Consider the following 18,623-nt stretch of genomic DNA (forward strand, 5'->3'; position numbering starts at 1 on the left):
GGCCGACGCCGACGAGACTAACACTAACCGCAGGAAATCCTTCACTTAATCTGGAGACGTACCCTCGGCACACACGCAGGCGACGAGAACAGCAGAGGTAGACCCCCGTGACTGCCAGCACCCCGAGCGGACGCACGACCCCGCGGCTGCGCGCCGATGCCGAACGCAACCGCGCGCAGATCCTGGCCGCGGCCCGAGCCGCCTTCCGCGAGTCCGGCACCGCGGTCCCCCTGGACGAGATCGCCCGCCGCGCAGGCGTGAACATCGCCACCCTCTACCGGCGCTTCCCTGATCGCGACGCCCTCATCACCCAGGTGGTCGTGGACGGCTTCACCCTCGTACTCGACATCGCCCGTGCCGCGGCCAAGACGGCGCAGACCGATCCGCTCGCGGCCGTGGAGTCGTTCCTGCAGGGCACGATCGACCATCGCGAGCAACTGTCCCTGCCGCTGATCGGCGGACCCATGACGAACGACCCCTACGCCCGTGACCTGCAACAGCAGATCGCCGCCTGCCTGGAAGGCATCCTGGCCGGCGGACGACGGAGCACGGTTCTCCGGCGTGACCTCACCGCCGTGGATCTGATCGCCACCGCCGCGCTGATCTGCCGTCCCCTGCCCCACCTGCCACCCGAGCAGGGGGCCACGCTCGCCGCACGCCACCTCGGTGTCTTCCTCGACGGTCTGGGTCCGGAACACACCCGCACCCTTCCGGCACCACCCACCCACGAAGAGATGACGGCCCACCTCGTCGCCGGGGACACACCCACCCCCTAGATCTACGACATGCCAGGCCGCGCGCCAGGCCGCCCCCGAAGCGGAACATGTCCACCGCCGGCAGGGGCTACTGCGCGGCCCGTGTCGCCGAGGGCCTCTCGGGCAGATCACGCCACTGCACGCCGGTCCGTGCCCTGCGCAGAATCCCGTTGGTCTGCTGCCGACGGTCACGTCAACGGCCGCCCGCCACACGGCAGCGGGCCGTTCACGTACGACCGGTTCGCCGACGAGGTGGGTGCCGTGGCCGACACCCTCGGCAGCTCATGTCGTGGCGGTGCCGCCTGCACCACACACGCCGCCTGCTTCGGTGACGGCCTTGCCGTCCATGGGCGCAACCGTGAAGTCGAGGGCCAGGCCTCCCGGTGTGGCATCGGCTCCCGTGACGCTCACCCCCCGAGGAAACTCGGGCAGAGGGAAGGAGCGGGGGGCGAGCTTGCCGGCGACCGCACCCCCCAGCATTGCGGTCAGGGAGGAGACAGGGGCGTCACGGCCGAGGATGGACACGTCGGCGGGCGTCACGGTCAGCTTCCCGTGGCTGACCGTGACGGTGTTGTACACGGTCACGGGAACGTTCATCGTGCCGACGGTTTCCGTGAGGGCGAGGCCACGGTCGCTGCCCGCGACCTCGAAGTCGTGTCCGCCCTGTCGGTCGAGGCGCTTCTGGAGTTCCGCGTAGGGGATGGTCGCGGTCGCCGACCCACCGCTCGTGGTACCCGCGGGGGTGATGTGCTGGAGTGTGGCCGCCACGTCCACCCGGGTGCCGGCGCGGCGGACGCCCTTCGCCGTGATGTGAGCGGAGCCGAGGTTCCCCTTGATCGCGCCCAACACCGCAAACCGTTCCGTCAGCTCGGCGTGGACAGGTCCGGACGGCCGAAGGCGGCAGGCGACCGCGGTGTCCAACCGGCTCTCGACCGTCGAGCGGATCACATGGTCCCCGACACCCACGGCTGCCACAACGACGACGCCGACCGCCACGGGGACCCAGACTCGCTTGCCCCGCGCGTTCACGAGGTGTCTCCGATCCGGGACAGCAACTCGAAGGCCTCCGACAGGGGTTGTCCGGTGGCCGCCGGGGAGGGACGTTCGGAGCCGGTCCGACGGTGCTTGCGAAGGGTACGCAGGACCGCACGGACGGCGGACAGGGCGGCGCCCGCGATCACCGCGGCACGCAGGTCGACGCCGAAGTCCCCCGACTCCCCGGACGCGGACAGGCGTTGACGGACCAATTCGGTCAACCGGTCCTCGAAGTCCGCGAAGGCGCGTCCCAGCCGGGCGGCGATCAGGGCTTCGGTTCCCTCCAGCGGCTGGGTGAGTGCGGCGAGGCTGCTCGCCGCGAAGGGCTGGGCCGCGGCCAGCAGCGCCTGGCAGACCGCGGTGAGCGGATCCTCACCGGCGGGGCGCTTCAGCAGCTCGGCCTCCACGTGGGCGAAAAGCTCCACCATGTCGGGGAGGAGCAGGTCCTCCTTGCTGTCGAAGTACCGGAAGAACGTGCGCTCCGACACGTTCGCGCACGCGACCACGTCCGCGATGGTCGTCCCCGCGAAGCCCTGCTCGGCGAACAGTCTGGCGGCGCAGGCACGCAGCGCGGCGCGGGTCTGCTCCTTCTTGCGCCGGCGCAGGCCGGCGTCGTCGGACGGTCCAGTCATGACCGCAGTCTAGTCCATGTGTGACAGCACTGACATTTGTCAGGACTGCCACTTCACGGCTACGGTCCTGGCAGTCCTGCCACATTTCTCCAGGAGCGGCCATGCCCTCGTCATCGCTGTCGCCGAGCACGCACGACCCCGGCTCCCCTCCCGATGCCGGACGCCATCAGGAGCCCATCGCCGCGCGAGGCGCCCTGGCACGCCTGGGTGAGTTCTGCGCCCGCCACCCCGTACTGGTCCTGCTCGTCTGGTTGCTCCTACTGCTCGGCGCGTTCGCCGCACGGCATGTGGTCGGCGCGTCGTACAGCGACCAGGTGTCACTGCCGGGCAGCCAGTCCGACACGGGCTCCGTCGTGCTGTCCGCATCCGATGCGACAGCGGGCCGGTATTCGGGCCGAATCGTCCTGCACGCCGCTCACGGCAGGATCGCGGACGACGAGAAGGCCGAACACGACACGGTCACGGCCCTTGGCAAGCTCCCCCACGTGAAAGCCGCGTCCCCCGTGGTCATCAGCGCCGACGGCCGAACGGCGTACTCCACGCTCACCTTCGACGTCCAGCCCAGGACTCTCGGGGCGTCGTACGTCCACCGGCTCGACGAGGCGACCAGGCCCGCCCGGGAGGCCGGTCTCGAGGTCGCTTACGGTGGCGACCTCGACCAGGTGACCAGGCCTGCCGGGAGTGACCGCAGCAGTGAACTCGTCGGCCTGGCCGTCGCGTTGGTGGTTCTGCTGGCCGCCTTCGGCAGCGTCGCGGCTGCCGTGCTGCCGCTGTTCACCGCGATGATGGGCGTCGGAGTCGGGCTGGCCGTCGTCGGCGTCGTCGCCGCGGCGGTCACCTTCGCCACCTCGGCTCCCACACTCGCCACGATGATCGGACTGGGTGTCGGCGTCGACTACGCCCTGTTTCTGACCACCCGCTACCGCCAGGACCTCGTCGACGGCCACGACCCGATCACCGCCGCAGGCCGGGCGGTGGCCTCCAGCGGGCGCGCGATCCTGGTCGCCGCCGTCACGGTCGCTGTCGCATTGCTGAGCCTGTACACCTGCGGCCTGGCCTTCATCGGCAACCTCGGTCTGGCCTCCACCCTCACCGTCGCCATCGCTGCCGGCGGCGCGCTGACCCTGGTTCCCGCCGGACTGGGCCTCCTCGGCCGCCGCGTCGACACGGTCTCCTTGCGCAAGCCGGTTGCCGAATCCTCCGGCGACCGGGACGGATGGCATCGCTATGCCGCCTCGGTGGCGCGTCGGCCCTGGCAGTTCCTGGCAGCCGGAACCGCCGTCCTGGCCCTGCTCGCCGTGCCCATGTTCGCGATGCGCCTGGGCCATGTCGACGCGGGCGCAGACCCGGCCGGCTCCACCTCCCGCAGGGCCTACGATCTCATCGCCGACGCCGGCGGACCGGGCTTCGGGCCCGGTGCCAACGGCCCCCTGACCATCGTGGTCGATGTGCGCCACGCCACTGTCCCCACCGGTCGGATCAGCTCCGGCCTGGAGCACGCCCTGGCAGACACCCGCGACGTGGCCCGTGTGACTCCTCCCCGCGCCACCCCCGACGGTGCCGTCCTCGTCACGACGGTCACCCCGGCCGGTGGGCCCCAAGATGCCTCCACCAGCGCCCTGTTCAGCACGCTCACCACGGACACGCTCCCGCACGCCCTGGCCGGCACCGCTGCCCACGGCTACGTCACCGGCAGCATCGCGGGCCAGCTCGACTTCCGCGACACCATCACCCAGCGACTGCCCGTCATCATCGGCGTCGTCCTGCTCGCCGCCTTCCTCCTCCTGATGACGGTGTTCCGGAGCCTGCTCATCCCCCTCAAAGCCGTTGTGCTCAACGGGCTCACGACCGCCGCCGCCTACGGCGTGCTGGTCGCGGTCTTCCAGTGGGGGTGGGGAAGCGGCCTGCTCGGCGTCACCGAACCCGTCCCGATCGAGTCGTACGTCCCGATGATGATGTTCGCGATCGTCTTCGGCCTGTCCATGGACTACGAGATCTTCCTGCTCTCGCGGATCGCCGACGCGTGGCACGACGGGCTCGGCAACACCCGAGCGGTCGGCAGCGGACTCGCCCGCACCGGCCGGATCATCAGTAGTGCCGCGCTCATCATGACGGCGGTCTTCGTCTCCTTCATCGCCTCGCCCACCGTGGTCATCAAGATGCTCTCGGTCGGCCTCGCCGCCAGCGTCGTCATCGACGCCACTGTTGTCCGGCTCGTCCTGGTTCCCGCGGCGATGGTCCTCATGGGCAGGGCCAACTGGTGGATCCCGAGGTGGCTGGACCGCGCCCTGCCCGACATACGAGCCTGACCGGACAGGCCGTGTCCATGGGGCAAGGGCGCTGCCAGGAATACACGTGGCCACCAACTCCGAAGCATCGCCGCCGGGCCCGCCGCCGCACACGCAGCCGCGCAACCCGGCCGGCCGACGTGACAGCCGCTTCAGCCGATGCGAACTCCCGTGCCGCTGACACGAATGCGCGGGTCACCGGCGCGCAGCGTCACTGTCAGCACGCCAGGTCGGCCCAGGTCGTCGCCCTGGTGCAGGGTGAGAACAGCGTCTTCGGGAACCAGGCCGACCTCACGGGCGTACGCGCCGAACGCGGCGGCAGCGGCGCCGGTTGCGGGGTCCTCGACGACACCACCGACGGGGAAGGGGTCACGGACGTGGAAGACGGTCGCCGACTCACGCCATACCAACTGGAGCGTGGTCAGGTCCAAGCGGTGCATCAGGGCTTCGAGGCGCGCAAAGTCGTACGCGAGATCTGCGAGGCGCGCGCGTGTCGCGGCCGCCAGAACGAGGTGACGGGCTCCGGCGAACGCGATGTGAGGCGGGAAGGCCGGGTCGAGGTCGGTGACCGGCCAGCCGAGCGCGGCCAGCGCCTCCGCGAAGTCGGCGTGGGCGATCTCTTCGATGTGCGGCTCGACGCTGGTGAGTGTGGCCGTGACCGTCCCGCCCTCCTTGGTCACCTCCACCGGCACGGTACCGGCGCGTGTCACGAACGTCAGCTCCCCTGGCCCTGTCCGGTCGGCGAGCGCGATGGCGGTGGCAACGGTGGCGTGTCCGCAGAACGGCACCTCGGCCTTGGGGCTGAAGTAACGGATGCTGTACGCCCGTCCCTCCTGGCCGTCGAAGCCCTGCGGGGCCGGGGTCAGAAACGCGGACTCCGAGTATCCAAGGTCGGCGGCGATGGCCAGCATGTCGTCGTCGCTCAGGGCAGTGGCGTCCAGAACGACTCCGGCGGGGTTTCCGCCGTCGGGGATGCTGGAGAAGGCGGTGTATCGCAGTACCTCTGGGCGCGGAGCATTCGTCGTCATGCTGGCGGCAACGCGAGCGGACTCGTGGCTATTCCTGGACGTGAGTGGAGTTGGGGGAGCATCAGTTCCTCGCCGCGCCGGCCCGGCGAGGTCGGCCAGGCCGGCGGAGCAGTAGTACTGCAGCGGTGGCACTCGGTCGTGGCACCGGCTGCCGCCGGTGTTCGGGCCGGCGCGGCCCACGGACCACCGGCGCTCCGCCCGCTGGAGCCGTCGGCCTCCGCGCACTCCCGGACTCGTCAACTACCGCCGATTCACCCGGTGATACGGCGTCTCAGCCGGGCGGGGCGGTGCTCTGCCTGATCACCAGGCGGGCCGGGACGAGGTCGGTGCCCGGCAGTGAGCCGTTGCGGGTGCGGATCTGGCGCAGGGCTCCCTGGACACAGCGGCGTCCCACTTCCGCGAAGTCCTGGTGGACCGTCGTGAGGGGCGGGATGAAGAACGCGGCGTCAGGGGTGTCGTCGAAGCCGACGACGCTGATGTCCGAGGGGACGGACCGGCCACGTTCATGGAAGGCGCGCAACAGCCCGAGAGCCATCTGGTCGTTGGCGGCGAACACGGCGGTGCAGCCGGGTTCTTGGGCGAGGGCGAGACCGGCCGCGTAGCCGGACTCGGCCGACCAGTCGCCGTGCAGGGGGGCGGGGACCGGGCACCCCGCCTCCGCCAGGACCGTGCGCCAGGCCTCGGTGCGTCGTTGGCCGGCGTAGGACGTCTCGGGACCGGACACATGCCATACGGTCCGGTGGCCCAGGTCGAGCAGGTGCCTGACCGCCTGGCGGGCGCCGTCGGCCTGGTCGGTGTCGACCACGCTGTACCGGTCACCGGCATCTGAGTCCACGACGACGACGTGAACGCCCGGGGGCAGTTGCACGGTGCCGGTGTCGAGCAGATGGCTCTCCATGATGACGATGACGGCGTCGACGGCCAGCTCGCCCATGCGTGTGAAGGCGCCCAGCACATTGTCCTGCGTGGGTACGTCGATGGGGATCAGAGTGATGGCGTACCCCTCGGCCGCGGCGTGGGTGGCAACCGCCTCGACGGTACGGCTGTTGCCGGTGGTGGACAGGTTGAACAAGATCACGCCGATGGTGTTGAACTGGCCGTACCGAAGGGCGCGTGCGGCGCTGTTGGGCCGGTAGCCCAGCTGCCGCATCGCGGCGAGCACCTGTTCGCGGGTGGAGCTGATCACCCCGGCGTGGCCGTTGGCGACCCGGGAGACCGTCTGCGACGAGACACCCGCCAGCTTGGCCACGTCCGCCATGGAGACCCGCTGCCTGCGGCGTCCGCCGGGCACGCCGGAACCGCCTCGCGGCACACCGCCCGTCGGCGGCGAGACCCGCTGCTCCGGCTCATCGGGGTTCATCGCGCCACCACTCCAACCTCTTTCACGCAACGGGATGTTACGCGTGGGAGACCTTGACGACCGCTGGAGCGGGTGCCACGATTCCGACGCCTTCATGTTTACGTAAACATCCCTCCGTTTACCAGTGCCCCCGCGCCCGTCCCCCGAGCCGCCTTCTCCCGAAAGGGCACGTCCGATGCGCAAGCCTCCCGCCGGATCCCGTATCGCCCCCCGTCTGCGCGCCGTCTTCGCCTCGGTCGCGATCGCCGCCGTCAGCGGTACGACGCTCCTCGGCGCTCCCGCCGCCGCCGAGCCAGGCACCAGCACCGGCACGACGCAGTTCAAAGGCGTCAACTGGGCCGACCCCCGTGACAACTACGCCGACGACTACCTGCACCTGTCCGGTCTGTCGCTCTCCGACGACTACGCACACACCTACGCGAAGGCGAGCCGGATCATCGAGGCCTTCCGCGCGAACCTCGGCGCCAACACCGTACGGCTGCCGATCAACCCGTACACGGTCAACGGCTCCTACTGGAAGTCGTACCGAGCGGTCATCGACGCGGCGACGGCCCGGGGCTTCAAAGTGATCCTTTCCTACTGGGAGGGCACGGGCGCCCAGAAGGACGGGTTCATCGACGATCCCGCCACCTTCTGGCCCATGTGGGACACGGTGGTGAAGACGTACACGCCCAACCGGCTTGTCCACTTCGAACCGATGAACGAACCGCACGGATACACCGACAGTCAGTGGGCCGACATCGCCGCGAAGTGGCTGTCGACCTATCCCTCGGTCCCGCGCAACCGCGTCTTCGTCAGCGGCGCGGGCTACAACGACCACGTCACCTCGGTGTGCGCCGACCCACGCCTGAAGGGCACCTATCTGTCGCTGCACCACTACGGGTTCTGGAAGGACTACGCCACCTACGACCAGTGGGCCGCCGACCTCAAGGAACGCATCGGCACCTGCGCGAGCCGCACGGTCGCCGACGAGTTCGGCGCCCCGATGACCACGGGCCTCGACTACAACAAGCCGACTCCCGACAACAACTCCGTCAACTTCATCCAGGCCGACACCGACATCTTCCGCAAGCTCGGGATGGGCTCCGTGTACTGGCCCGGCCTGCGCACCGACGACACCTACTCGATCCAGACCCTGACCGGCACCACAGCCCGCCCCTGGCTCGCCACCACCAATCGGTCCGGCGCCGACCGGCTCGCCTGGGCCTGGGGGCGCGGCAAGCCCGTGGGCCGCTGACCGAGCCTCGTACGTAAGGGGGCTTGCGTTCCTCCGGCACGAGCCGGGAGCCGGCCCCTGGTGCTCGCGAGGGCGGCCAGGGACCGGCGGTCTGCCGCCCGGACAACCCGCCACGGCGGGGACAGCGGTGTCCGGGCGAGGCCGCTGCGGCGGGGACAGCGATGCTCGGCATCCGGCCTCCCTCCATGTCACGGCGGCACGGCTGCCACCATGTGGGCGCGAGCTACGTCAACTGCCGCTTTCCTGGCTTCCCTTCACATATCACGCTTCCGGTGATCAGTCGTACGGTCCGCATCCAGAAAGCCGTATGTCTCTCTCCCCCACTCATCGGAGCTGCCCCATGCACTCCCCCACCGGACGCAGACTCTTCAGGCGCGCCGCTGTGACCACGGCACTTGGTGCCTTGGCCGCGGGCCTGAGCCTGATCGGCCCCCTCGCACCTGCCACCCCGGCCGCCGCAGCCTCTGGCACTTTTCAGCAGGTCACGGACTTCGGCTCCAACCCGGGCAATCTGGCGATGTACGAGTACGCGCCTACGGACCTTCCCTCGAACGCCCCGCTGGTCGTCGCTCTGCACGGCTGCACCCAGTCGGCGAGCGACTATCACGCACACTCCGGCTGGCAGAAGTTCGCCGACGAGTGGGGTTTCGCCGTGGTCTATCCGCAAACCAGCACGGCCAACAACAGCCTGTCCTGCTTCAGCTGGTTCGACTCCACCACGGACGCCCGGGGCAAGGGCGAGGCAGCCTCGGTCAAGCAGATGGTCGACACCGCCGTGGCGCAGTACGGCTCGGACCGCAGCCGTGTCTTCGTCACCGGCCTGTCCGCCGGCGGTGGCATGACCGCGGATCTGCTCGCCGACTATCCGGACGTGTTCGCCGGCGGCGCCGTCGACTCCGGGCTTCCCGCGCAGTGTGCCACCACCTTGAGCGCGGCCTCCGGATGCCAGTACAGCGACCAGAACCTCACCCCTCGGCAGTGGGGCGACAAGGTCCGCAACTCCTACCCGGGACACGCCGGGCCGTGGCCGCGATTGGCGATCTGGCAGGGAACCTCGGACACCACAGTCGTCCCGGTCAACGGCGCCGAGCTGCGCGATCAGTGGACCGACGTCTGGGGCATCGGTCAGACCGCCTCCAGCACCCAGGACCTCACCGGCGGCACCACCGAGAGCATCTACGACGACTCCGCCGACGAGCCCGCCGTCGCCCTCTTCTCGGTCTCCGGCATGGCCCACGGCCTCGCCGTGAGTCCCGGTTCGGGAGCCGACCAGTGCGGAAGCACCGGAACCTACTACCTCGACTACATATGCTCCAGCTACTACACCGCGAAGTTCTGGGGACTGGACGGCTCCGGCGGCGGCTCCGGCAGCAGCCTGCCGGCGCCGTCCGGCGTGACGGTCACCGGCACCACGGACACCGGCGCATCGCTGTCCTGGACCGCCGTCAGCGGCGCCGCGTCGTACGACGTCCACCGCGCCGGTGCCAAGGCCGGCTCCACCACGAGCACTTCGTACAGCGACACCGGCCTGTCCCCCGGCACCTCCTACCAGTACACCGTCGCCGCGGTCGACTCCACCGGCGCCGTCGGCACCTCCTCGGCGCCGGTCACGGCGACCACGACCGGTGCCGGGCCCCGGTGCTACACCGACAACAACTACAACCAGGTGGTGGCCGGCCGCGCCCACCAGAGCGGCGGTTACACCTACGCCGACGGCTCCGACCAGAACATGGGCCTGTACAACGTCGCCGTCACCCATACGCTGAAGGAGACCTCCCCGGGCTACTTCGTCATCGCCGATACCGGCTGCTGACCAGGTGAGGCGTTCGCGCTCGCTCAGGAGTCCGCCGGGGAAACGAGATGATCGAGTGCTTCGGCACAGTCCTGGGCCGGACGGATGCGCGACCAGGCGCCGTCGGCGCCGACCACCAGGTCGGCGTCCTCGGCGGTGCCGTCGTCGAGGAGCAGGCGCCAGGTGCCGTCCCCGAGCGGGACGGCCCCGGCGTCCAGCCCGGATGTCCGAACGCCAGCGGAGCGCCACCGCAGCTCGCATGGGGTTCCCGGCGGCGTCCGTCGCATTCCAGGCGGCTCAGCGGCTCGGCTTGCCCCGGGGAACCGCTATCCGCGCTGTCGTGCCGGGCTCGATCGCCGACGGCGAGGTCACGCCCGAGAACGGCGAGCCCGAAGTCGTCCTCCACATGGCCGAGTTCGGCCCGCTCGGCCTCAGGCCCCGCCCTGGCCGGCAGCGGGCCGCGCACGGCGGCCGCCCCGGCCTTCGGAGCTGCGGGCGCCCCGGCTCCGCCGCCCGCCGCCCGTCGGCCGGATCCGCGGACGTTCTTGCCCGAGGCAGTGCCGCTCGCCGTACCGGCCGCGGGCTGGCGGGCGGAACCGCGGCCGCCCGCGCCTGCTGTCCCGCCCGTGGCCGCGCCGGATCCCGCCCGGTGAGCGGAACCGCGCCCGCCGGCTGCCGAAGTGCCGTCGGACGCCGTCGTCCCGGCCGCGGCCCGGCGGCCGGAGCCCCGGCTCCCCGTCCGGGCGGCAGCGCCCGTCGCCGCTTCGGCCCCGCCGTCGTTCCGGCGCCGACGGCCCGATCGCCCGCCGGGCTTGGTGCCGGACTTCCGGTCCGTGCGCGGCGCCGTCGGTGTCGCCGGCTGGGGGACCTCGATGGTGACGGCCACGCCGGAAGGCTCGCGGGCGCCGGTGATGGTGGCCAGTTCCGCGTCGCTCGACGTGATGCGGGCCGTGCGGGGTCGGATGCCCGCGTCCGACATGAGCCGGGTGACGTCCCGCTTCTGGTCGGGCAGGACCAGCGTGACCACGCTGCCGGAGCCGCCGGCCCGGGCCGTACGGCCGCCCCGGTGCAGGTAGTCCTTGTGGTCGGTGGGGGGATCGACGTTCACGACGAGGTCGAGGTCGTCGATGTGTATGCCCCGGGCCGCGACGTTCGTCGCCACCAGAGCGGTGACCTGGCCGCTCTTGAACTGTTCCAGGGTGCGGTTGCGCTGCGGCTGGGAGCGGCCCCCGTGCAGTGCCGCCGCACGGACACCGGCGGCCAGGAGCCGCTTGGCGAGCCGGTCGGCGGACCTCTTGGTGTCGAGGAAGAGGATGACTCTGCCGTCGCGGGCCGCGATGCGTGTGGTGACGGCCTTCTTGTCGGTCTCGTCCTGGATGTGGAGTACGTGGTGCTCCATGGTGGTCACCGCTCCGGCGGAGGGGTCCACGGAGTGCACCACGGGGTCGGTCAGGAACCGCTGCACCAGGCTGTCGATGTTGCGGTCCAGGGTGGCCGAGAAGAGCATGCGCTGTCCGTCGGGCCGTACCTGCTGGATCAGCTTGGTGATCTGCGGCAGGAAGCCCATGTCGGTCATCTGGTCGGCTTCGTCCAGCACCGTGATGCGTACGTGGTCGAGCACGCAGTCTCCGCGTTCCACCAGGTCGTTCAGCCTGCCGGGACTCGCCACGACCACCTCGGCGCCGCGCCGGAGCGTGCCGGCCTGCTTGGTGATGGACAGCCCGCCGACCACGGTGGCCAGCCGGAGGTTCACCGCCGTCGCGTAGGGGGTGAGCGCGTCCGTCACCTGCTGGGCGAGTTCACGGGTGGGCACCAGCACGAGAGCGAGGGGAGCCTTGGGTTCCGCACGGAGCCCGGCCGTGCGGGCCAGGAGCGCCAGCCCGAACGCGAGGGTCTTGCCGGAGCCGGTACGTCCCCGTCCCAGCAGGTCACGGCCGGCGAGTGAGTTGGGCAGCGTGGCGGCCTGGATGGGGAAGGGGGTGGTCACGCCCTGCGCGGTGAGCGTCTTCAGCAGCCCCGCCGGCAGGTCCATGCCGGCGAAGTCCTCGACGGCGGGAAGTGCGGGTGTCGTGCTTTCCGGCAGCCGGAAGTCCCTCGGTGACGACGCGGACGGCCGGGGCGACGAGGTGCGCCGGTTCGGCTTCTGGGACCTGCGGGACATGCGGCTATCTGCCTTCCTGGAAACAGCACAAACTGGGGTCCGCACCGTGATGGTGCGGACCCCGGTGAGCGGATACGCGTCCGGCGATCAGGCGGGGAGGATGTTCTCCGCCTGCGGGCCCTTCTGGCCCGGCGTGACGTCGAAGGAGACCCGCTGGCCCTCCTGAAGCTCACGGAAGCCCTGGGTCGCGATGTTCGAGTAGTGGGCGAAGACGTCGGGACCGCCGCCGTCCTGCTGAATGAAGCCGAACCCCTTTTCGGAGTTGAACCACTTCACGGTTCCCTGTGCCATGACTTTCTCCTTCTGTAGGCAGAGGCCCCATCCGGAGATGCCGGAAAACAAATAGTGCGCCTGCAGGAGAACATTCCCGTCAGGCGCACATAGGTTCATGGGTACCAAAACTGCAACGCCGAAACCTTAGCACAGCTCGGTGCCCCGCGGCGGATCACCGAGGCGGGCCGGCCGCCCTCCGGCTCGGCCTGGACATCCGCCCAGATGTCGAACGTCACCCGTGCGCGACCGTCCGTCGCGTGCGGAGCCGCCACCTGGAGCGCGGCCGGCTCCGCGCGGCCGTCGGCGACGGCGTCGGCACCGATGGCCCCGCCGGGGAGGAAGCACCGGTACCGCTCACCGCCCGGCATGTCGACGATCGGCTCGTCGGCGGCCGGCACGTCGGCGGCCGGCACGTCGGCGGCCGGCACGTCGACGGTCGGCTCCAGCACCTGCTGCACCTGGCCCCCTTCCCGGACGGCGACAACCCAACTGCGCACCGCCAGCCGCCAATTGACTGCACGACTCCGATCGGGGTCCCATCCGGTCGGTCTGCGAAGACCCGGGGCAGGAGGGCAACACGGCACAGGTTCACCAGCCGACGACTCCGACTCCCTAACACGATTCCTGTCATGACATTCGCAGCGACACGCTGCCGGTGGGAGGCGTGCAGGCGTCATAGATCATCCGGACGGGCTAATAGTCTTTCAATATGCCTTCATTTCCTGGCATTTGAAATCTTTGCCCGGTACCGAACGAGGCTGCATATACCCCGATCGGCTCCCTGCGCCAGTCTTTCAATATGACCGATATGACAGCCATAGGTACGTTTGGTCGCAGTCGGCTGACGAGCCGGCATCTCCGAGACAGCAGACAGGAGAAGCGACATGAAGCTCGCTCGTTCCACCATGGTGACCGCCGCTACCGGGGCCGCCGCGGCACTTGCCGTGACCGGCATCACCTACGCCTCGGCCGCCTCCGCCCCCGCCTCGGCACCGCAGGCGGCCCCGGCCGCAGCGGCCGCGGAACCCTTCGACGGCGGCACCCAGAGCAACGGAAACAACAACGGCAACGGTAACGAAGGCAAGGGCAACGAGGGCAAGGGCAACGAAGGCCGCGGCAACGAGCGCCGGGGCCACGAGGAGCGCCGCCACGAGGAGGGCCGGATCCTGGTCAACGAGCGGTCCTACTCCGCTCACCCGGGTGACTGCATCACCGTGATCAGCGGCCTCGGCGCCAAGACCCTCAACGTCCGCAACGAGAGCCACAAGCGCGTCGAGGTCTTCCGCGGCGCGGTCTGCGACAACGGCGCTCCGATCGCCACCGTCGGCCCCCACAGCTCCAGCTTCGGCGTCGACGACCTCCACGTCAAAGACGGCGTCCACGTCAAGGACGGCATCGTGGCCAGCTTCCGCGTGACCTGCGGCGAGGACGAGGACGAGGACTAGTCCAAAACCGGGAGCACGACACGGGGCCCCGGCCCGCCGGAATCGGGCCGGGGACCCCAGTCGCCACCATTGTCCGACAACCCACCCGCCGTACACACACCTCCAGGCCCGGACACCAGGCATCACACCCTGGCGTCCGGGCACGGTCCTTTCCTCCGCCGGGCGGCCCACCTGGGGATTTCCCGCCCCGAACCCCTCCCACAGGAACCCGCCTCCCCCACGACCTCGCCGTCAGACTTCCGCCTGCCGCCTTCCGCAAGACCGCCAGAACCCCCGGTGACCGATCTCCGACGGGGCCCACGCAACAGCCGCGGCCGGGCGATCCGCCTCGCCGCGGTGCGCATCCATGGCCCCGCTGACACCGTCATCGTCTCGGGCCAGGCACGCCGTAGGACCCATGCGTCGTGTACGAAGCTGGTCCCATCCTCTTTGCGCAGGTCACCGGGCTGTGACGCGTGGTATTGATCCGCGTGCCGTTCGGTTGGGAGTCGACGGGCGGCCGCCCGAGCGACAGTGGAAGGATCTTCAGGGGCCGCGCATGGGACCGACTGTCACAAAGGGATAAACTTACCCAAATCGGCGGCCTGGCTTCCGGACCTGGGCTGCCGCTCTACCTGTGCGACCTTGGGGAGCGGCACGGTGGCGAGGTCTCCTGAGGAACTCGGAGTCACGCGCAGCGCTGGTGTGCGGGGCAAGTTGCTGCCCGTGCTGCCTGCCCTGCTGCTGCTCATCGGCCTGCTCGTCGGCCTCTTCACACCCCGCGATGTCAGGCCGGATGCCTTTCTCGCCACGGCCATGGTTTCCGCCGCCGCACTACTGCCCCTGTGGGGGACCGTGCTCATCGGCGTGGGAGGGTGCGCCATCTTCGTCGGCCTGATGGTGGACTTCAACGGGCTTCAGGATCCGACCGCCTATTCCGAGCTGGCCAGCCTCGTGGCGATTGCGGCGTTCGCCGTCTTCTTCAACCGCCTTCTCGGCCGGCACGCCCATCAGCTGGTCCAGGTCCGCTCAGTGGCCGAGATCGCCCAGCTGGCCGTGCTGCATCCGGTACCGCGACACCTCGGGCACGTCTCGCTCGAGAGCCTGTACGTGGCCGCCGCGGCGGAAGCCCGGATCGGCGGCGATCTCTACGAGGCGATCCGCACCCCGTACGGCGTACGACTGCTCATCGGCGATGTACGCGGCAAGGGCCTGTTCGCGATCCAGACGGCCGCGACGCTGCTCAGCGCCTTTCGCGAGGCCGCTCACGACGCGCCCGACCTGCCGCACCTCGCGTGCCGCCTGGAGACGAGCATCAGCCGCCACGCGTCCCAATACCCCGGGGCCCCGGGTTCGGAGATCGCTGAACGTTTCATCACGGCTCTCCTCGCCGAGATCCCGGACGACGAACCGGTTGTCCGGACCGTCACGTGCGGCCACCCGCCCCCGCTGCTGCTGCACCACGGCGAGGTCCGGGAACTGGAGCCCGCCGCTCCCTCGCCGCCGCTCAACCTGGGCATGCTGGCGGGCGACGGATACCACGTCGACCTCGCCCCCTTCCACCCCGGAGACCAGCTCCTGCTGTACACCGACGGCGTCACCGAGACCCGCGACCGCTCCGGCGCCTTCTACCCCCTCACCGAACGCATCCGCTCATGGAGCGGCGAGGCGCCCCACCACCTCCTCGACCATCTCCACCACGATCTGATCGCCTACAGCGGCGGGGCTCTCGACGACGACATCGCCGCCCTCGTCGCCAGGCGGCGCGCGAGCCGCTGAGACCGGGGTGAGGCCGCGCGCTGAAACCCGCCAGGCTCCGACGCCCACCCGTCTGCCCGCCCGCCCGCCTTTGGTACAGCCGCGGCAGGTCGGCGGCAACGTCGACGTCAACAGCACATCGCCACCAGCAAGTTGACGGAGCAAAGCCGACGCGATCCCGCCCGATCAGCCAGCGAAGGCCAGGGGCAAGACACTCAATGGCCGCCGATCGGCTATCACGAATGAACTCATGGCCTTCACAGCGACACGCCGCAGGCGAGGAATGACGGAGCGTCAGCAGATCATCCGGACGGGCTAACAGACCATCAATAGCCTTTCCTATCAGGGAAGTTGAGATCCGGTCCAAGTCGCGAGGGGGGTTGCACATACCCCGATCGGCGCCCTGGACCAGTCTTCCAATATGACCGATATGACTGCCGTGTGTACGTTGGTTCGCAGTCGGCTGACGGGCCGACAGCTCGCAGACATACGACAGGAGAAGCGCCATGAAGGTCGCCCGTTCCACGATGGTCACCGCCGCTGTTTCGGCCGCCGCAGCCCTGGCCGCGAGCGGCCTCACCTACGCTGCGGCCGTCCCCAGCTCGGTCCCGCAGGCAGCCCCGGCCTCTGCCTTCGACGCCCCCCTCGGCGGCGACTCCGGCCAGGGCAAGGGCAACGAAGGCAGAGGCAACGAAGGCAGAGGCAACGGGGGCCGCGGCCACGAGGATCACGAGGAGGAGGGCAGGATCCAGATCAACGAGCGGTCCTACTCCTCCCACCCGGGTGACTGCATCACCGTGATCAGCGGCCTCGGCGCCAAGACCCTCAACATCCGCAACGAGAGCCACAAGAGCGTCGAGATCTTCCGCGGAGCGGTCTGCGACAATGGCGCTCCCATCGCCACCGTCGGCCCCCACAGCTCCAGCTTCGGCGTCAACGCGCCCCACGTCGACGGCATCGACATCGAGGACGGCGTGGTGGCCAGCTTCCGCGTGATCCACCACCACGACGAGGACTAGAGCCAGGACCACCAGCATGACCCGGAGTCCCCGGCCCGCCGGAATCGGGCCGGGGACTCCACTCCCGGCCATCGCCCGGCAGCACTCTTGAGGTGGCGCTTCGTCGCCGGGTCAGGCTCGCGCCACAGCAGCAAGGTCCGTATCGGCGACACGAACAGCATCAGGCTCGGCCCGCAGATCGGCCGCGGAGACGGCCTGTCGGAGCTGGGGCGAAACACAGACTCACGGCGCATCCGCATCGAGCACGGCACCGCACACCCGAAGATCCGAAGGCGCGCCGGCCCATCGGTGCAGGGCGGCCTCGAGGCCGGTGACAGCGCCGATGCCGGTGGTGTCGGAGGCCCAGGCGACCACGCCGTCCGGGCGTACCAGCACCCCGGTCGGCGTCGCGTGGTCGTCGCTCACGCTGCTCACGCGCCCGGGCCAGGCCGCGGCGAGGCGGGCGAACGCGCCGTCCGGAGTGCGGTCGAGCAGCAGGAACCCGCCGCCGTGACCGTGATCGACCAGACGCGAGCCGTCCCTCAGCCACAGGTCGGGGACGAACCGGCCGACCAGCGGGTGGTCACCGGGCAGGTCGATGCGCTGTGCGACACCGGAGATCTTCTTGACCGCGTAGGTCGTGCCCGCCCGAGTGCTCAGCAAATCGGCGACGACCTCCCGGAGCGCGGCCGACTTGGCGTCCCCGCGCATCACACCGATCTGGGCCCGCGTCCAGTCCAGCACCCAGGCGCCCAGGGGACGACGCTCGGCGTCATAGGTGTCGAGCAGCCCGTCGGGTGCCCACCCCGCGACCACGGCACCGAGCTTCCAACCGAGGTTCATCGCGTCGCCGACCCCGAGATTGAGCCCCTGGCCGCCGAACGGCGCGTGCACGTGCGCTGCGTCGCCGGCCAGCAGCACCCGCCCCGACCAGTAGGCCGCGGCCTGGCGTGCGTTGTCGGACCATCGGGTAGCGGCGCCGCGCAGCGCGGTCAGCGTGACGTCGGTGTCCGAGACCCGGCGCAGACTGGTCTGCAACTCCTCCAGGGTGACGGGCGTCGAGCGGTCGGCGGGAGCGGCGCCGAACTCCACGGTGACCACGCGCCCGGGCTGTGGCCCGTAGCGGTACGCGCCCCGGGTCGACCACGCCCATCCGTTCGCGAGCTTCTCCGGGTCTGCGATGTCCACGACCGCCAGGTGTCCGGTGAGTTCGGGGTCGGTGCCGGGGAAGTCGATGCCCGCGAGGCGGCGCACGGCGCTGTGTCCGCCGTCGCACCCGACCAGCCAGCCGGTGCGCACCATTCCGGCCGTGGTGCCGACGAGCACGCCGTCGCCGGTGTCTTCGAGCGCGGTGACTTCCACCCCGCGACGCACCGGCACGCCGAGTCGCGCGACATGGTCTGCCAGCAGCTCCTCCAGCTCGCGCTGCGGCACCATCCTGGCTCCGGCGACCGCGGTGTGGGCGGCGAGGTCGGGATCGGACCAGTCCACGAGGTCGGCGTCGAGGATCATTCCGGCGAAATGCCCGGTGAACCGCGACTCGCTGGCTCGTCGGCCGCCGCCGGGCTGCCGGTCGTCGGCCCTGTGACCGAACGACCCCACCCGCTCGAGCATCTCTCGCTGCACCCGTTCGGCGGCAGGCAGCAGGCCGCGGCGGTCGAGCGCCTGGGCCGTCGGTACGTTGATCGCCCCCGCCTTCATCGCCTCGTCCGGCTCGGCCCGTCGCTCGAGCACCTGCACCGTCGCCCCGGAGAGCGCCAGCTCCGCGGCGAGCACGAGGCCCACCGGCCCGGCACCGACCACGGTCACGTCCACATCCTGCTTCACATGTCTCGTCACGAACAGTGTTCTATGTACGAACAATGTTCGTGTCAAGTTATGA

14 protein-coding genes and 1 pseudogene are annotated in these 18,623 nt (G+C 70.2%); 7 read left to right on the forward strand and 8 right to left on the reverse strand.

Annotated elements, in window-relative coordinates:
• Positions 1–107: 107 nt before the first annotated feature.
• A complete protein-coding gene (locus tag A6P39_RS05180) occupies positions 108–776 on the forward strand; it encodes a TetR/AcrR family transcriptional regulator (RefSeq protein ID WP_067046999.1) in 669 nt (222 codons plus the stop codon).
• 261 nt (positions 777–1,037) lie between these two features.
• On the opposite strand, the gene A6P39_RS05185 is transcribed toward A6P39_RS05180, so the two are convergent.
• Both A6P39_RS05185 and A6P39_RS05190 read right to left on the reverse strand, forming a co-directional pair.
• On the reverse strand, positions 1,038–1,784 hold the full coding sequence (locus A6P39_RS05185) for an LmeA family phospholipid-binding protein (RefSeq protein ID WP_067046997.1): 747 nt from the start codon (positions 1,782–1,784) through the stop codon (positions 1,038–1,040).
• Positions 1,781–2,422 carry a TetR/AcrR family transcriptional regulator gene (locus tag A6P39_RS05190; protein WP_067046993.1) on the reverse strand — a complete coding sequence of 214 codons (642 nt, stop codon included), beginning with the start codon at positions 2,420–2,422 and terminating at the stop codon, positions 1,781–1,783. Before A6P39_RS05190 ends, A6P39_RS05185 begins: the two co-directional genes overlap by 4 nt.
• A gap of 101 nt (positions 2,423–2,523) precedes the next feature.
• Here A6P39_RS05190 and A6P39_RS05195 point away from each other — a divergent pair, with 101 nt between their 5' ends.
• Positions 2,524–4,731, forward strand: coding sequence for an MMPL family transporter (locus A6P39_RS05195; RefSeq protein WP_079133445.1), 2,208 nt, complete (start codon positions 2,524–2,526; stop codon positions 4,729–4,731).
• Between the two features lie 131 nt (positions 4,732–4,862).
• Here A6P39_RS05195 and A6P39_RS05200 read toward each other — a convergent pair whose 3' ends face one another.
• Together A6P39_RS05200 and A6P39_RS05205 are read right to left on the reverse strand one after the other, a co-directional pair.
• Positions 4,863–5,738, reverse strand: coding sequence for a PhzF family phenazine biosynthesis protein (locus A6P39_RS05200; protein ID WP_067046990.1), 876 nt, complete (start codon positions 5,736–5,738; stop codon positions 4,863–4,865).
• Positions 5,739–6,009: 271 nt separating this feature from the next.
• The gene (locus A6P39_RS05205) at positions 6,010–7,098 is read right to left on the reverse strand and encodes a LacI family DNA-binding transcriptional regulator (RefSeq protein ID WP_079133444.1); all 1,089 of its coding nucleotides are present in this window, start codon (positions 7,096–7,098) and stop codon (positions 6,010–6,012) included.
• A gap of 175 nt (positions 7,099–7,273) precedes the next feature.
• Here A6P39_RS05205 and A6P39_RS05210 point away from each other — a divergent pair, with 175 nt between their 5' ends.
• Both A6P39_RS05210 and A6P39_RS05215 read left to right on the forward strand, forming a co-directional pair.
• Positions 7,274–8,335 carry a glycoside hydrolase family 5 protein gene (locus tag A6P39_RS05210; RefSeq protein WP_067046987.1) on the forward strand — a complete coding sequence of 354 codons (1,062 nt, stop codon included), beginning with the start codon at positions 7,274–7,276 and terminating at the stop codon, positions 8,333–8,335.
• A gap of 340 nt (positions 8,336–8,675) precedes the next feature.
• Positions 8,676–10,148 carry an extracellular catalytic domain type 1 short-chain-length polyhydroxyalkanoate depolymerase gene (locus tag A6P39_RS05215; RefSeq protein ID WP_067046984.1) on the forward strand — a complete coding sequence of 491 codons (1,473 nt, stop codon included), beginning with the start codon at positions 8,676–8,678 and terminating at the stop codon, positions 10,146–10,148.
• 493 nt (positions 10,149–10,641) lie between these two features.
• On the opposite strand, the pseudogene A6P39_RS05225 reads toward A6P39_RS05215, so the two are convergent.
• The 3 genes and pseudogenes from A6P39_RS05225 to A6P39_RS05235 form a co-directional block, all read right to left on the reverse strand.
• Positions 10,642–12,288, reverse strand: a pseudogene (locus A6P39_RS05225) (DEAD/DEAH box helicase); the annotation flags it as partial.
• Positions 12,289–12,375: 87 nt separating this feature from the next.
• Positions 12,376–12,579 (reverse strand): cold-shock protein, encoded by a 204-nt coding sequence (locus A6P39_RS05230; protein ID WP_067046975.1) that lies wholly within the window; start codon positions 12,577–12,579, stop codon positions 12,376–12,378.
• A 95-nt stretch (positions 12,580–12,674) separates the two neighbouring features.
• Positions 12,675–13,019: a hypothetical protein gene (locus A6P39_RS05235; RefSeq protein WP_067046972.1), complete on the reverse strand. Its 345-nt coding sequence runs from the start codon at positions 13,017–13,019 to the stop codon at positions 12,675–12,677.
• Positions 13,020–13,445: 426 nt separating this feature from the next.
• On the opposite strand from A6P39_RS05235, the gene A6P39_RS05240 reads away from it, so the two are divergent.
• The 3 genes from A6P39_RS05240 (at position 13,446) to A6P39_RS05250 (ending at position 16,762) form a co-directional block, all read left to right on the forward strand.
• The gene (locus A6P39_RS05240; RefSeq protein ID WP_067046969.1) at positions 13,446–14,006 is read left to right on the forward strand and encodes a hypothetical protein; all 561 of its coding nucleotides are present in this window, start codon (positions 13,446–13,448) and stop codon (positions 14,004–14,006) included.
• Between the two features lie 639 nt (positions 14,007–14,645).
• Positions 14,646–15,764, forward strand: a complete 1,119-nt coding sequence (locus A6P39_RS05245; RefSeq protein ID WP_234378942.1) for a PP2C family protein-serine/threonine phosphatase — start codon at positions 14,646–14,648, stop codon at positions 15,762–15,764.
• 485 nt (positions 15,765–16,249) lie between these two features.
• Positions 16,250–16,762 (forward strand): hypothetical protein, encoded by a 513-nt coding sequence (locus A6P39_RS05250; RefSeq protein WP_067046963.1) that lies wholly within the window; start codon positions 16,250–16,252, stop codon positions 16,760–16,762.
• 222 nt (positions 16,763–16,984) lie between these two features.
• On the opposite strand, the gene A6P39_RS05255 is transcribed toward A6P39_RS05250, so the two are convergent.
• Complete coding sequence (locus tag A6P39_RS05255; RefSeq protein WP_234378941.1) at positions 16,985–18,580, reverse strand: FAD-dependent oxidoreductase; 1,596 nt, start codon at positions 18,578–18,580, stop codon at positions 16,985–16,987.
• Positions 18,581–18,623 lie beyond the last annotated feature (43 nt).

This window comes from Streptomyces sp. FXJ1.172, from assembly GCF_001636945.3.
Classification (GTDB): domain Bacteria; phylum Actinomycetota; class Actinomycetes; order Streptomycetales; family Streptomycetaceae; genus Streptomyces.

Excerpts from the sequence above, each read along its gene's own strand:
- A6P39_RS05240 (WP_067046969.1), top strand. The coding sequence starts at position 13,446 with ATGAAGCTCGCTCGTTCCACCATGGTGACCGCCGCTACCGGGGCCGCC.
- A6P39_RS05230 (WP_067046975.1), bottom strand. The coding sequence starts at position 12,579 with ATGGCACAGGGAACCGTGAAGTGGTTCAACTCCGAAAAGGGGTTCGGC.
- A6P39_RS05190 (WP_067046993.1), bottom strand. The coding sequence starts at position 2,422 with ATGACTGGACCGTCCGACGACGCCGGCCTGCGCCGGCGCAAGAAGGAG.
- A6P39_RS05200 (WP_067046990.1), bottom strand. The coding sequence starts at position 5,738 with ATGACGACGAATGCTCCGCGCCCAGAGGTACTGCGATACACCGCCTTC.
- A6P39_RS05210 (WP_067046987.1), top strand. The coding sequence starts at position 7,274 with ATGCGCAAGCCTCCCGCCGGATCCCGTATCGCCCCCCGTCTGCGCGCC.
- A6P39_RS05205 (WP_079133444.1), bottom strand. The coding sequence starts at position 7,098 with ATGAACCCCGATGAGCCGGAGCAGCGGGTCTCGCCGCCGACGGGCGGT.
- A6P39_RS05250 (WP_067046963.1), top strand. The coding sequence starts at position 16,250 with ATGAAGGTCGCCCGTTCCACGATGGTCACCGCCGCTGTTTCGGCCGCC.
- A6P39_RS05195 (WP_079133445.1), top strand. The coding sequence starts at position 2,524 with ATGCCCTCGTCATCGCTGTCGCCGAGCACGCACGACCCCGGCTCCCCT.
- A6P39_RS05215 (WP_067046984.1), top strand. The coding sequence starts at position 8,676 with ATGCACTCCCCCACCGGACGCAGACTCTTCAGGCGCGCCGCTGTGACC.